This window comes from Paracidovorax sp. MALMAid1276 (genome assembly GCF_049198005.1).
Classification (GTDB): Bacteria; Pseudomonadota; Gammaproteobacteria; order Burkholderiales; family Burkholderiaceae_C; genus Acidovorax.
In genome coordinates this window covers 1-12,704 of record NZ_JBMIRS010000184.1, presented here as the reverse complement: position 1 = coordinate 12,704, position 12,704 = coordinate 1, and the positions used below count along the sequence as shown (strand labels likewise).

Here is a 12,704-nt window from a genome sequence, read left to right as displayed (position 1 = left end):
AACAAACCTGCAGGAGACAACAACCCATGGCCCTATCTCTATCTGTTTCCAGGCCCGCACGCGCCGTGCGCTGGGCGACCACGGCCGCACTGGCGCTGTGCGCCACCACGGTGGCCGTTGGCCAGGCCTACCCGGCCAAGGCGGTAAAGCTGGTAGTGCCCTATGCGCCCGGGGGCAGTGCCGACATCGCCGCACGGCTGATCGCCGATGAATGGGGCAAGGCGCTGGGCGGCACGCTGTTCATCGAGAACAAGGGCGGCGCCGGGGGCAACATTGGCGTGGACATGGTCGCCAAGGCCCCGGCAGATGGCCACACCATCGGGCTGCAGACGGTGTCGCTGGCCATCAACCCCGCGCTGACGGCCAAGATGCCCTACGACACCCTCAAGGACCTGGCCCCCATCGGGCTGGTGGCCAGCTCGCAGCATGTGCTGGTGGTCAACAACAGCCTGCCCGCCAAGAACATCAAGGAGCTGGTGGCGCTGCTCAAGGCGCAGCCGGGCAAATATTCCTACGGGTCTGCCGGTGCTGGCAGCACGTTCCACATGTCGGCCGAGTTGTTCAAGGCCGTGGCCGGTGTGCCCATCGTGCACATTCCCTATCGCGGCGGCGGGCCGGCCCTCATCGACACCATGTCGGGCCAGGTGGCGCTGAGCTTTCCGGTGCTGTCGGCGGCGCAGCCCCATGTGCAGGCGGGCAAGCTGCGCGCCCTGGGCGTGACGGGGCCCAAGCGCTCGGCCCTGATGCCCGATGTGCCCACCATTGCCGAAGCCGGGGTGCCCCGCTATGCGTTCGAGACCTGGTTCATCGTGTTTGCACCCGCTGGCACGCCCAGGGCGGTGGTCGACAAGCTCAACACGTCGCTCAACCAGGCGCTGGCAAGCCCCGCGCTGAAAGAACGCATGAGCAAGGACGGCTTCGACCCCACACCCTCCACCCCCGAGCAGGCCCGCGCCCGGCTGGAGGCAGAAATGCCCCAGTGGGCCCAGCTCATCAAGGAGCGCGGCATTTCTGCCGAGTGACTTATTCTTTTTCACGATGACCGACCAACCCCTATTCCCCGGCTTCACCGCGCACCGCATTGCCACGCCGGATGGCCAGCACATCCACGCCCTGGTGGGCGGCAGCGGCCCGCCGCTGCTGCTGTTGCATGGGCACCCGCAGACATCGGCCATCTGGCACAAGGTGGCTCCCGCGCTGGCGCGGCATTTCACGCTGGTGCTGGCAGACCTGCGCGGCTACGGCGACTCGGCCAAGCCCGCAGGCGATGCGGAAGCACACAGGCTGTACAGCAAGCGCACCATGGCCGTCGACATGCTGGCCGTGATGCAGCACCTGGGCCACCCGCGCTTTGCCGTGCTGGCCCATGACCGGGGTGCCCGTGTGGCGCACCGGCTGGCGGCCGACCACCCCGGCGCCGTGCAGCGCATGGTGCTGCTGGACATTGCCCCCACGCTGGCCATGTACGAGCAGGCCAGCGACAAATTTGCGCGGGCATATTGGCACTGGTTCTTCCTGATCCAGCCCGCGCCGCTGCCCGAACGCCTGATCGAGGCCGACCCTGCCGCCTATGTGCGCGACGTGATGGGGCGGCGCAGCGCCGGCCTGGCGCCGTTTGACCCGCGTGCCTTGGCCGAATATGTGCGCTGCCTGGCCCTGCCCGGCACCGCCCACGGCATCTGCGAGGACTACCGCGCCGCCGCCAGCATCGACTTGGCGCACGACCGGGCCGACCGCGATGCGGGCCGTCAGCTGCCCATGCCGCTGCTGGCCCTGTGGGGCGAGCAGGGCGTGGTGCACCAGTGCTTCAAGCCGCTCGATGAGTGGCGCCGCGTGGCCGCCGATGTGCGCGGCCATGCGCTGCCCTGCGGCCACTACATCGCCGAAGAGGCCCCCGATGCGTTGCTGGATGCCGCCTTGCCGTTTCTGCTGGAAAGCCGCCCATGACCTTGCCCCAGACTCCACACCAGACCCCACACCAGACCTTGCCCCAGACCCTGTACCAGAAGCTGGTGGCATCGCACACCGTGGCCGTGCTGGACGCGCAGAACGTGCTGCTGTTTTGCGACCTGCACCTGATGAACGAATACACCAGCCCCCAGGCCTTTGCGGGCCTGCACGACGCGGGGCGCACGGTGGCGATGCCCGGGCAGAACGTGGCCGTGGTGAGCCACATCATCCCCACGCACCCGGTGCGCTGGCGCACCATTCAAGACCCGCCCTCGGCCCTGCAGGCCAGCAACCTCAAGGCCAACTGCGACCGCCACCACATCCCGCTGTTCGACACCAACGACCCGCTGCAGGGCATCGAGCACGTGGTGGCGCCCGAGCACGGCATGGTGCGCCCCGGCATGGTCATCATCTGCGGCGACAGCCACACCACCACCTACGGGGCGCTGGGCGCGCTGGGCTTTGGCATCGGCACGTCCGAGGTCGAGCACGTGCTGGCCACGCAGACCCTGGTGTACCGCCTGGCCAAGGACATGCGCATCCGCGTGGACGGCACGCTGCCTGCGGGCACCACGGCCAAGGACCTGATCCTTCTCATCATCAGCCGCATAGGCGCGCAGGGCGCGCGCGGCTACGTGGTGGAGTTTTGCGGCAGCGCCATCAGTGCGCTGTCGGTGGAGGCGCGCTTCACGCTGTGCAACATGGCGGTGGAAGCGGGTGCGCGCGGCGCGCTGATCGCACCCGACGCCACGGCCATCGACTATGTGCTGGCCAAGGCCCCGGACATCGCCGGGGAGGTGCGCGCGCAGGCCCTGGCCCATTGGGCCACGCTGCACAGCGATGACGGTGCGGCGTTTGATGTGGAGCATGTGTTCGACGCGAGCGAAGTAGCCCCCTTCGTCACCTGGGGCACCAGCCCCGACCAGGCCATGGCGATCAACGCCAACGTGCCCCGGCCCGAAGACATGGCCGACGCCGTGCAGCGCAGCAGCGCCGAGCAGGCCTTGCGCTACACGGCATTGGCGGCGGGCCTGCCGCTGGCGGGCGTGCCCGTGCAGCATGTGTTCATCGGCTCCTGCACCAACGCCCGCATCGAGGATTTGCGCGAGGTGGACCGCATCGTGGGCCGCCGCCACGTGGCCCACGGCGTGCGCGCCATGGTCGTGCCCGGCTCGGGCGCGGTGAAGGCCCAGGCGGAGGCCGAGGGCATAGCCGCGCGCCTGGTGGCGGCGGGCTTTGAATGGCGCCAGCCCGGCTGCTCCATGTGCCTGGCCATGAACGACGACGTGCTGGCGCCGGGGCAGCGGTGTGCGTCCACCACCAACCGCAATTTCGAAGGCCGCCAGGGCCGGGGCGCGATCACGCACCTGATGAGCCCGGCCATGGCCGCCGCCGCAGCCATCACCGGCTGCATCACCGACGTTAGAAGTCTGGAGACCACGGCATGACCGCCAACCCCCAAGCCATCCTGCACGGCCAGGCTGCTGTGCTCGACATCGCCAACCTCGACACCGACCAGATCATGCCCAAGCAGTTTCTGCGCGGCATCGACAAGTCGGGCCTGGCACCGGGGCTGCTGTATGACCTGCGCTTTGATGCCGCAGGCCAGTCGCGCCCGGACTTTGTGCTCAACCAGCCCGCATTCCAGGGCGTGGACGTGCTGGTTGCCGGCGCCAATTTCGGCTGCGGGTCCAGCCGCGAGCATGCCGTGTGGGGCATGCAGCAATACGGCTTCAAGGCCGTGGTGGCGTCGAGCTTTGGCGAGATCTTCTACTCCAACGCGCTCAACAACCGCCTGCTGCTGGCCATGGTGGCCGAGGCCGATGTGCAGGCCTTCATGGCCGAAGCCGCGCAGCAGCCGGGCCCGCTGGCGCTGTCGATCGACGTGCAGCAGCGCACGGTGCGCAGCGCCGGGCACGCAGCGCGCTTTGTGCTGTCAGACCGGCACCAGCGCATGTTTTTGCAGGGGCTGGATGTGATCGGTGCGTCGCTGGCATACGCCGACCAGATCCGTGCGTTTGCGGCCGCGCACTGGGCCGCCCAGCCGTGGGTGAAAGAGGTGGCCCGCAAGACCCGGGACCGGCTGCCGGTTTGAATGAAATTGGCCGCCAGCGCTTGATGGTAAAGGGCTGATAGCTATATTTTGTATAGCGGTGCGGTGCGGTGCGGTGCTCAGCGCGCCCCCACCGGGGTGTAGGCGCTCTGGTGCTCGGCCAGCCAGCGCTCCGACAGGTCGCTGCCATGCTGGCTGGGGTGAAAGTCGCGCCGCAGGTATTCGCGCCAGGGGCGGTAGGTCTCGCGCACCAGGCCGCCTTTGCCGAACAGCGTGCGCGCGGCGCTGGCCCAGGTGCGCCACTGCCACAGCGCGCCGTCGCGGCGCAGGTTGTTCACCGTCTGGCGCAGCACATCGCCCAGAAACACCCCCGTGATGCGGCGAAACCAGGTGATGCGCCACTCGTGGTTGCCCCCCAGCGCCAGGTACAGGTCAAACGCCGTGCTCTTGTGCTCGGCCTCTTCGGCGCAGTGCCATTGCCACATCGTGGCCAGGCGGGGCTCGGCGCCCTCAAGCACTGCGGGGTGGGCCAGCAGCCATTCGGCCAGCAGGGCGGTGAAGTGTTCGTTGGCGGCCGTCACGGCCAGCGGGTGGCGCGGGTCGGCGCCATCGAAAAGCTTCATGCGCTCTTGGGCTCGCGGGGCCCAGTCATTGACCAGGCCCTGCTTGTCGAGGTGGCCGTTGAACAGCGCATGGATGCGGCGGTGCGTGGCCTCTTGCCCGATGAAACCGCGCACCTCGTCGGCAAATTGGGCCTGCTGCTCGGGCGGCAGGGCCTTGTGCCCGTCGCGCACGGCGTCGATGAAGAACTGTTCGCCCACCGGAAAGCTCATCGACAGCGCGTTGAACAGCGCTGTGCGAAACGCATCGCCGCCGCACCAGCGCCGCGCGAACGGGCTTTCCAGATCAATCAGCAGGCGGCGGACGACGAGTTCGGTCATGGTGGGGCTCCGGGTTGCGCGCTGCACACAGGGCAGCGCCATGCAGGCGTTGGTACGAATAAGTACCGGACAGGGTCATGATGCGTCTGCCCACTGGTACTGTCAAGTACCTGCGCCCCAATTCAGTGACAATGCGGCGATGACTGCCGCACACGAAGCTGCCCCCACGGCCCCCGCAGAGGGCCCCGCGACCGGTGGCGAGCACCGCGCTCGCCTGCTCGAAGGCATGGCCCGCGCCGTGGCCGCCAAGGGGTACGCCGACACCACCATCGCCGACATCGTGCGCGAGGCCAGCGTGTCGCGGCGCACGTTTTACGAACACTTTGCCGATAAGGCCGAGTGCCTGATCGCGCTGTACGAGGCGGCCAGCGGCAACGCGATAGCGGTGCTGCGCTCGGCCATCAACCCGCGCAGCCCCTGGCAGGCCCAGGTGGAGCAGGCGCTGGGCGCCTATTTGGGCGTGCTGGCGCGCAACCCGGTGCTGCTGCGCACCTTGTTCATCGACATCCTGGGCCTGGGCGCCAGCGGCCTGGCCGCGCGGCGCCGCGCCAACCAGCAACTGGTGGACCTGATGCTGGACGTGGTGAACAACCTCCCGGGCGAGCGTCCGCGCAAGGCGCCGCTGCAAGCCATCATGGCCATGGCGGTGGTGGGCGGCATCAACGAAATGGTGCTGCAGGCCATCGAGCAGGACCGCGCGGGCGACTTGCTGGCGCTGGTGGAGCCTGCCAGCACGCTGCTGCGGGCGGCGGTGTCGGCAGAGTCGTGAACGCCGCCGAAAATATGCAACAAAAGTGCCTTCAGCGCTTGATGGATAAGGCTTTGGTGCTATTCTTTAAGTAGCAATTCAGATCCGGCTTTCGACGCTGTTGCGCATGGCCATCTGCGCGACGGCGTCCAGCGCGCCGTCCACCACGGCCTGCTCGGCCACCACCTGCAGCCTGCCTTGCTGCACCAGCCGCTCCAGCAGCCGCAGCGTCATCGACTGAGAACGCCCGGAGGCATTGGTGAACAGGAACAGGTTGCCATTCGACCCGATCCAGGAGAGCTGGGTGCGCTCCCACTGTCCGGCCACCTGCAGGTTGACCCAGGTGCCCAGGGCGAGTTGCGGCAGTGGCAGCACGGTGTGCTGCGGCGCACTGGCCGGTGGCTGTGGCAGGGGCTCGGGGTTTTCTGGCTCGCCCGGCGGGGCGATGCTCATATAGCCCGATTCCTTGGCCTCGGAAGGGGCCACCCAGGGGTCGTCGTCGGCCAGCGGCGGGGTTGCATCGGCCTGGGCGGCAGGCGGGGCGGAAGGCGGGGCGGAAGGCGAGTGCGCTGGCCCCGGCGCCGCCCGTGGCCCGGGCTTGAACGCCTGCTGGTGCAGCTGCATCAGCAGCTCAAACACGGCCTCGGTGCGGTCTGCGGGATAGTCGATGGTGGCCAGCCCATCGCGCAGCCGGCCCAGCAGCTTGGGCAGCAGCCGCGCCAGCTGCGCCGTGTTGGCGCGCGTCAGCTCGGGCTGGGCGCTCCAGATCAGCGCCTCCACGGCTTCCTGGCAGCGGCCGGGGTCGGCGCTGCCGGTGGTGTCCGCCAGGCGGGCCTCGGCCATCACCTGCGCCCAGGGGCCGATGAGAAATTTCGACACCGCATCGGGCACCTTGCCGATGTCGGGCAGGCGCCAGATCTCGCGCGAGATCTGCGCGGCCAGCAGGTGGCGGCGCTCGGCGTGCTGCAGGGCTTCGATGGCGCGCAGGCGCTCCTGCTTGCGCGCCTGTTCCTTCTCGGCCCACTTGGCGTGCAGCTGCGCGAGCACGTGCTCGAAGTCCTGCGGGCCCTCGATGGGCGCGTTGGACAGCGGGCCGGCGATGTTCATCAGCGACCGCATGAAGCTCTGGAAGCCCGGGGCTTCGGGGCTGTTGAACGCCAGGCTCTGGTCGGTGATGTCCTGCAGCATGCGGCGCGCTGCGTGGTCCTTGTTGCTGAAAAAGCGGGGGTCGGCCAGGGCCAGCTGCATCAGCGCGGGCTCCAGGGCGCGGATGAACTGCTGCACCGGCCACAGCAGCCGGGTGTCGCGTGCGATGTTGTCCACCATCAGCGCCACCACTTCCAGGCTCAGCGCCTGGCCCAGGCCGTGCCCGGCCTGCCGCTGGTGGTGATGGTGGTGCTGGTGATGCGCGCGGGCGCCGTCCTGTGCCGCTGCTGCCACTGTGCGGGGCGTGCCCAGGCGCTCCATCATGTGGCCCACCTGGTCCATTTCCTGCAGCGCCTCGAACGCGGCCGGCACGGTCATGGCGAAGTCTGCGGCGGGCAGCTCGATGATGGGCAGATCGCCATGTGCCTCGAATTCGCGGGCAAACCGGTCGGCAAAGTTGCCGTCGCCACCGGCGGGCCCGTCTCCTTCGGCTGCAGCGCCGTCCAGCGCGGGGGCGCCTGCGGGCTGCGCGTTGAACTCGCCCAGCAGCAGGCGCCGCAGCCGGTCGAGCGTGAGCAGCGGGTCCACAGCGTGCGACGCCTCCAGCTGGTCGTTGTCGGCCGCAAAGCCGGGCGAGGCGCCCCCCGGCGCCGGGGCCACATAGACCACCTGGCCGTCGGACTGGCGCATGGCATAGCCCACGGGCTGCGCGCCGCTGTGCGTCAGGCGCTCGATCTGCGCGCGGTAGAACGTGCGCAGTTCGTTGCCCAGGGCCTGGGCCATGGGGCCCATCCAGTCGTGGCGCACCTGGGGGCTCAGCTGCATCTGCGCCACCACGGCCTGCAGTGCCTGCAGAAACACCTCCGGCCGCAGCGGGTTGTGCTCGGGCTGCACCCGCGCCAGTCCCAGGGCGCCGCACACCAGGGCGTCCAGGTCGGCCAGCGGGCCTTCCACGGCCGTGGCCAGCACCTGCTTGGCACGGGCGCGCTCCACGCTCTCGTTGACCTCGTCCTCGTCCATCAGCTCCAGCTCGTCGAAGTGGATGGAAAACAGCGAGCGCGACCGTGCGGGCTCGGCGTGCGAGGCGGCCTGCGCCATCGCCTTGCGCAGTGCGTCCGGGAAGCGTTCGCGCATCACCGGCGTGAGCTGGGTCAGCTGCTGGCGCGCGCCCTGCAGGGCCTGGTGCTCGCCCGGGGTGCGGGCCTGGTCCTGGCGCAGCTGCAGGCTGGTGCGGGCCGCGTCGGCCACCCGCTCCAGCAGGGGGCCGGCCTGGGCCAGCGCGTCCTGCGTGAGGTGGTCATGCGTGAGCGGGTCATGCGTGTTGCGCCCGTGCATGGCCGCTGCCGAAGCGCGGGCAGGCTCAGGGGCAGAAGCAGGGGTGGAGTGCAGGGCCATCGGGGGGGGGGGGGGAGTGCCGTGTCGGCAATGGTACGCGGCAAAAGAGGGCCGAGGCCCTCTGGATCTGTTGGTGTGCATGCCAGGCCTCCGGCCCGCAGCGGGGCGGGGAGGCCGTGGCACGGCGTCTATCCGCCGTGGAACTTCACCACCAGCGGCACGATGAGCAGTGCCACGATGTTGATGATCTTGATCAGCGGGTTGATGGCCGGGCCTGCGGTGTCCTTGTAGGGGTCGCCCACGGTGTCGCCCGTCACGGCCGCCTTGTGGGCCTCGCTGCCCTTGCCGCCGTGGTGGCCGTCCTCGATGTACTTCTTGGCGTTGTCCCACGCGCCGCCGCCGGTGCACATGCTGATGGCCACGAACAGGCCGGTGATGATGGTGCCCATCAGCAGCCCGCCCAGCGCCTTGGGGCCCAGCAGCAGGCCCACCACCAGCGGTGCAATCACGGGCAACAGGCTGGGGACCACCATCTCCTTGATGGCGGCGGTGGTCAGCATGTCCACGGCCTTGCCGTATTCGGGCTTGCCGGTGCCGTCCATGATGCCCTTGATGGTTTGAAACTGGCGGCGCACCTCCACCACCACGGCCCCGGCCGCGCGGCCCACGGCCTCCATCGCCATGGCGCCGAACAGGTAGGGGATGAGCCCGCCAATGAACAGGCCCACGATGACCAGCGGGTCCGACAGATCAAAGCTGATCGACCGGCCGTAGGTTTCGAGCTTGTGCGTGTAGTCGGCAAACAGCACCAGCGATGCCAGCCCGGCCGAGCCGATGGCGTAGCCCTTGGTCACGGCCTTGGTGGTGTTGCCCACGGCGTCCAGCGGGTCGGTGATGTCGCGTACGCTGCTGGGCAGCTCGCTCATCTCGGCAATGCCACCGGCGTTGTCGGTGATGGGGCCGTAGGCATCGAGTGCCACCACGATGCCCGCCATGCTCAGCATGGCCGTGGCCGCCACCGCAATGCCATACAGGCCCGCCAGGCCGTAGGCCACGATGATGGCCGTGCACACAAACACCACGGGCCAGGCCGTGGAGCGCATCGACACCCCCAGGCCCGCAATGATGTTGGTGCCGTGGCCGGTGGTGGAGGCCTGGGCGATGTGCTGCACGGGCGAATACTGCGTGCCGGTGTAGAACTCGGTGATCCACACCAGCACGGCCGTCAGCACCAGGCCCGTGGCGCAGGCGCCGAACAGGCGCAGCTGCGTGCCCGTGGGGGTGATGGCGTTGTCCGGGATGATCCACAGCGTGACGAAGTAGAACGCCACCAGCGAGAGCAAGCCCGCAATCGCCAGGCCCTTGTACAGCGCAGGCATCACGTTCTTCATGCCCGGCGATGCCTTCACGAAGAAGCAGCCGATGATGGACGCGATGATGGACACGGCGCCCAGCGCCAGCGGGTAGACCACGGCGTTCACGGGCGCCGTCAGCACCAGCAGGGCGCCCAGCACCATGGTGGCGATCAGCGTCACCGCGTAGGTTTCGAACAGGTCGGCCGCCATGCCGGCGCAGTCGCCCACGTTGTCGCCTACGTTGTCGGCGATCACGGCGGGGTTGCGCGGGTCGTCTTCAGGGATGCCGGCCTCCACCTTGCCCACCAGGTCGGCGCCCACGTCGGCGCCCTTGGTGAAGATGCCGCCGCCCAGGCGCGCAAAGATGGAAATGAGCGACGAGCCAAACGCAAAGCCGATCAGCGGGTTGAGCAGCGTGGCCAGCTTGGCCGTGGGCGTGAGGTTGCCGTTGCCCGCCAGGAACCAGTAGAACGCCGTGACGCCCAGAAGCCCCAGCCCCACCACCAGCATGCCGGTGATGGCCCCGCCACGAAACGCCACATCGAGCGCCGGGCCGATGCCCTGCGTGGCCGCCTGCGCCGTGCGCACATTGGCGCGCACCGACACGTTCATGCCGATGAAGCCGCAGGCGCCCGAGAGCACCGCGCCCACCACGAAGCCGATGGCCGTGGTGGCGTCCAGAAAGATGCCGATGAGGATGGCCAGCACCACGCCCACGATGGCGATGGTCTTGTACTGCCGGGCCAGGTAGGCCGCCGCGCCGGCCTGGATGGCGGCGGCGATCTCTTGCATGCGGGCGTTGCCCGGGTCTCTGGAAAGAATCCAGCCACGGGCCCAGATGCCATAGGCCACGGCGATGAGCCCACAGACGAGGGCGAGGATGAGGGGGGAGGTCAGCGCTGAACTGGCAGCCATTCAATACTCCTAGGGTGTGTTGCACGGAGGGGGTCCAACGCATCGGTGGCATCCCCGCTGCGTTGCTTCCTCGTGCTCCCTGCGCGCCGCGCGGGCGGCTGGAGTCGATTGGCCAACGGACCCAATTTACAGGCAAACGCCGGTTTGCAAGCGGGCAGAAAGGGGCGTGCGCCTAAAATCAGGGTTAATCCCGACGCTTCGTTGTGCTGTGTCAGACATCTGACCCGGTCCCTTGCCTCGCGGGTTGCCGTTTTCAAACCACTATTCAAAGACATGTCTCTCAACAACGTCCCCCCAGGCAAGAACGCCCCTGAAACCTTCAACGTCGTGATCGAGATCCCGATGAACTCCGACCCCATCAAGTACGAGGTGGACAAGGAATCGGGCGCCATCTTCGTGGACCGTTTCATGACCACGGCCATGCACTACCCCACCAACTACGGCTATGTGCCCCAGACCCTGTCGGGCGATGGCGACCCGGTGGACGTGCTGGTGATCACTCCGTACCCGCTGCACCCCGGCGTGGTGGTGCCCTGCCGGCCTCTCGGCATCCTGATGATGGAAGACGAAGCGGGCGTGGACGGCAAGGTCATCGCCGTGCCCACGTCCAAGATCCTGCCCATGTACGACCACTGGCAGAACATCGAAGACGTGAACGCCATGCGCCGCAACGCCATCGCCCACTTTTTCGAACACTACAAGGACCTGGAAAAGGGCAAGTGGGTGAAGGTGTTGGGCTGGGAAGGCATCGACGCCGCCAAGAAGGAAGTGGTCGACGGTATCGAGGCGTTCAAGAAGTCCCAGGCCTGAGTGGCCGCCGGGCGATTGACTGTAGTTTTGAGTCAAATACGCATCTGGCGCTTATCCAGCAAGCGCTGGCAGCTATCAAAATGAAAGCATGCAGGTCTTGCGGCCTGCATGCTTTTTTCTTGGCCGGCGAGCCCGGCCGCCGCCGCGCAGGCCCGCCTGGACCCAGCCCCTATGCGGGTCATGCCCGAGCCCTGAGGGGCGAACGCGCTGATAGACTGCTGCATCAAATTGTTACGGCTGGTTTCTGCGCAGGCACGGCTGGTGGCTGGTTTCTTGGAAGGGCGATTCATGAAAGTTTCCGATCTGCGCATCGGCGTCAAACTGGGTGCGGCTTTTCTGGCCGTAGTGCTGCTGACCACGGTGCTGGGCGTGATTGCGCTGGTGCAGATGTCGCGCATCAACAGCAATGCCGAGGAGATCGCCACCAACCTGCTGCCCAGCGTGGAGCAGACCGGCGACCTGCGCGTGCTCTACAACCGCATGCGGCGCTCTGAGGCGGGCATGGTGACCGCGCGCAGCCTGGTGGAGGTGAAGGCCTTCTCTGAACAGGTGGCCCTGCGCGGCAAGGACATCGAAAGGGCGGAAAAGGCCTACGAGCCGCTGATCAGCAGCCCCAAGGAGCAAGAGGTCTACGACATCTACAAAAAGCGCAAGGCCGAATACGCTGTGCTGCAGGCCAAGCTGGTTGAGATTGCCAACGGTGTGGACTTCACCACCGCCGAAACGCTGGAGCTGACGGGTGACGCGCTTTCGATGGTGTATGCGGGGGAATCCGAAGGCGCCTTTGTGGCCGTGGCCGAAACGCTGGGCCAGATGCAGGACCTGAACGCCGAAAACGCCAAAAAGGCCAGCGAAGAAGCCCGCCAGGTGTTCAATATGGCCCGCGTCTCGCTGCTGGTCACTTTGGCCGTGTGCGTGGTGCTGGCGGCGCTGCTGGGTGTGGGCATCACCCGCGCCGTTACCCGCCCGGCGCACCACGCGGTGCGTGCAGCCCGCGCCATCGCCGAGGGCGATCTCACCACCGACGTGCCTCCCGGCGGCAAGGACGAAATGGGCCAGCTGCTCACCGCCCTGGCCGAGATGCGCGACAACCTGGCCCGCGTGGTGCAGGGCGTGCGCAGCAACGCGGAAGGCGTAGCCTCGGCGAGTTCGGAGATAGCCTCGGGCAACAACGACCTGAGCGCGCGCACCGAACAGCAGGCCAGCGCACTGGAAGAAACCGCGGCCTCGATGGAAGAGCTGGGCTCCACCGTGCGCCAGAACGCCGACAACGCCCGCACCGCCAACCAGCTGGCCGTGAACGCCAGTACGGTAGCCGTGCAAGGCGGCGATGTGGTGGCCGAAGTGGTGGAGACCATGAAAGGCATCAACGCCAGCAGCAGCAAGATCGCAGACATCATCAGCGTGATCGACGGCATTGCGTTCCAGACCAACATCCTCGCGCTGAATGC

General features: G+C 67.9%; 11 protein-coding genes. 7 read left to right on the top strand and 4 right to left on the bottom strand.

Annotation, left to right across the window (positions count from 1 at the left end):
- Positions 1–26 precede the first annotated feature (26 nt).
- Genes ACOQFS_RS12950 through leuD form a run of 4 tightly spaced genes read left to right on the top strand, consistent with a single transcriptional unit; the run spans position 27 to position 4,045 of the window.
- A complete protein-coding gene (locus ACOQFS_RS12950; protein WP_421563273.1) occupies positions 27–1,022 on the top strand; it encodes a tripartite tricarboxylate transporter substrate binding protein in 996 nt (331 codons plus the stop codon).
- A gap of 16 nt (positions 1,023–1,038) precedes the next feature.
- Positions 1,039–1,947: an alpha/beta fold hydrolase gene (locus ACOQFS_RS12945; protein ID WP_421563272.1), complete on the top strand. Its 909-nt coding sequence runs from the start codon at positions 1,039–1,041 to the stop codon at positions 1,945–1,947.
- Entirely contained in the window at positions 1,944–3,398 is a 1,455-nt protein-coding gene (gene leuC / locus ACOQFS_RS12940; protein WP_421563271.1) for a 3-isopropylmalate dehydratase large subunit, read from the top strand. The genes ACOQFS_RS12945 and leuC overlap by 4 nt, the downstream gene beginning before the upstream one ends.
- Positions 3,395–4,045 carry a 3-isopropylmalate dehydratase small subunit gene (gene leuD / locus ACOQFS_RS12935; protein ID WP_421563270.1) on the top strand — a complete coding sequence of 217 codons (651 nt, stop codon included), beginning with the start codon at positions 3,395–3,397 and terminating at the stop codon, positions 4,043–4,045. The genes leuC and leuD overlap by 4 nt, the downstream gene beginning before the upstream one ends.
- A 77-nt stretch (positions 4,046–4,122) precedes the next feature.
- On the opposite strand, the gene ACOQFS_RS12930 is transcribed toward leuD, so the two are convergent.
- The gene (locus ACOQFS_RS12930; protein WP_421563269.1) at positions 4,123–4,944 is read right to left on the bottom strand and encodes a metal-dependent hydrolase; all 822 of its coding nucleotides are present in this window, start codon (positions 4,942–4,944) and stop codon (positions 4,123–4,125) included.
- A 139-nt stretch (positions 4,945–5,083) separates the two neighbouring features.
- On the opposite strand from ACOQFS_RS12930, the gene ACOQFS_RS12925 reads away from it, so the two are divergent.
- The gene (locus ACOQFS_RS12925) at positions 5,084–5,713 is read left to right on the top strand and encodes a TetR/AcrR family transcriptional regulator (protein WP_421563268.1); all 630 of its coding nucleotides are present in this window, start codon (positions 5,084–5,086) and stop codon (positions 5,711–5,713) included.
- 78 nt (positions 5,714–5,791) lie between these two features.
- Here the strand turns inward: ACOQFS_RS12925 and ACOQFS_RS12920 are convergent, their stop codons facing one another.
- Complete coding sequence (locus ACOQFS_RS12920; protein ID WP_421563267.1) at positions 5,792–8,233, bottom strand: DUF1631 family protein; 2,442 nt, start codon at positions 8,231–8,233, stop codon at positions 5,792–5,794.
- 128 nt (positions 8,234–8,361) lie between these two features.
- Positions 8,362–10,443: a sodium-translocating pyrophosphatase gene (locus ACOQFS_RS12915; RefSeq protein ID WP_421563266.1), complete on the bottom strand. Its 2,082-nt coding sequence runs from the start codon at positions 10,441–10,443 to the stop codon at positions 8,362–8,364.
- Positions 10,444–10,716: 273 nt separating this feature from the next.
- On the opposite strand from ACOQFS_RS12915, the gene ppa reads away from it, so the two are divergent.
- Positions 10,717–11,253: an inorganic diphosphatase gene (gene ppa / locus ACOQFS_RS12910; RefSeq protein ID WP_421563265.1), complete on the top strand. Its 537-nt coding sequence runs from the start codon at positions 10,717–10,719 to the stop codon at positions 11,251–11,253.
- 32 nt (positions 11,254–11,285) lie between these two features.
- Here the strand turns inward: ppa and ACOQFS_RS12905 are convergent, their stop codons facing one another.
- Positions 11,286–11,543, bottom strand: coding sequence for a hypothetical protein (locus tag ACOQFS_RS12905; protein ID WP_421563264.1), 258 nt, complete (start codon positions 11,541–11,543; stop codon positions 11,286–11,288).
- On the opposite strand from ACOQFS_RS12905, the gene ACOQFS_RS12900 reads away from it, so the two are divergent.
- On the top strand, positions 11,542–12,704 hold a 1,163-nt coding region (locus ACOQFS_RS12900; RefSeq protein ID WP_421563263.1), incomplete at its 3' end, for an MCP four helix bundle domain-containing protein. The two genes, ACOQFS_RS12905 and ACOQFS_RS12900, sit on opposite strands and share 2 nt — an antisense overlap.

Excerpts from the sequence above, each read along its gene's own strand:
- ppa (WP_421563265.1), top strand. The coding sequence starts at position 10,717 with ATGTCTCTCAACAACGTCCCCCCAGGCAAGAACGCCCCTGAAACCTTC.
- ACOQFS_RS12915 (WP_421563266.1), bottom strand. The coding sequence starts at position 10,443 with ATGGCTGCCAGTTCAGCGCTGACCTCCCCCCTCATCCTCGCCCTCGTC.
- ACOQFS_RS12945 (WP_421563272.1), top strand. The coding sequence starts at position 1,039 with ATGACCGACCAACCCCTATTCCCCGGCTTCACCGCGCACCGCATTGCC.
- leuD (WP_421563270.1), top strand. The coding sequence starts at position 3,395 with ATGACCGCCAACCCCCAAGCCATCCTGCACGGCCAGGCTGCTGTGCTC.
- ACOQFS_RS12950 (WP_421563273.1), top strand. The coding sequence starts at position 27 with ATGGCCCTATCTCTATCTGTTTCCAGGCCCGCACGCGCCGTGCGCTGG.
- ACOQFS_RS12925 (WP_421563268.1), top strand. The coding sequence starts at position 5,084 with ATGACTGCCGCACACGAAGCTGCCCCCACGGCCCCCGCAGAGGGCCCC.
- ACOQFS_RS12920 (WP_421563267.1), bottom strand. The coding sequence starts at position 8,233 with ATGGCCCTGCACTCCACCCCTGCTTCTGCCCCTGAGCCTGCCCGCGCT.
- leuC (WP_421563271.1), top strand. The coding sequence starts at position 1,944 with ATGACCTTGCCCCAGACTCCACACCAGACCCCACACCAGACCTTGCCC.
- ACOQFS_RS12930 (WP_421563269.1), bottom strand. The coding sequence starts at position 4,944 with ATGACCGAACTCGTCGTCCGCCGCCTGCTGATTGATCTGGAAAGCCCG.
- ACOQFS_RS12905 (WP_421563264.1), bottom strand. The coding sequence starts at position 11,543 with ATGAATCGCCCTTCCAAGAAACCAGCCACCAGCCGTGCCTGCGCAGAA.